Origin of the sequence: Vibrio sp. 10N.222.48.A3, assembly GCF_041475345.1 — a bacterium.
Lineage (GTDB): Bacteria > Pseudomonadota > Gammaproteobacteria > Enterobacterales > Vibrionaceae > Vibrio > Vibrio tasmaniensis_A.
This window is the reverse complement of the sequence record NZ_JBFRVX010001688.1, coordinates 1-328: the sequence shown is the minus strand read 5'-3', so window position 1 is coordinate 328 and position 328 is coordinate 1. Positions and strand designations below refer to the sequence as shown.

Below are 328 nucleotides of genomic sequence, written 5' to 3'. Positions count from 1 at the left end.
TATCTACCCGCTATAGCTCAACCACCCTATTTTTACTGTTGCTTGCTCAATGCTCATCACCGCCTCGCTTTTCGCAGAGTCGTGATGAGCATTGAAGCGGATGATAGACATTGAGGCCCCTTATGTTGCTACGATCCGTCCCACTGAAAACATCGATGTTAGGCCTAGGTGCAACCCTAGTCTTCGTTGCACTGTTCTCCATTACTGTAGGGCCAATGAACATTAGTTTAGCTGACAGCGCAGCCAGCCTATTCCAACCCAGCAATGACTTAGCTCCCCACATCAATTTAGTGATTCAAGAGATCCGTTTACCGAGAACCATCTTATG

The 328-nt window shown here is 47.3% G+C and carries 1 pseudogene; it reads left to right on the top strand.

The annotated features are described in order from the left end of the window. Positions 1–122: 122 nt before the first annotated feature. Positions 123–328: pseudogene (locus AB4653_RS28420) on the top strand (iron ABC transporter permease); the annotation flags it as partial.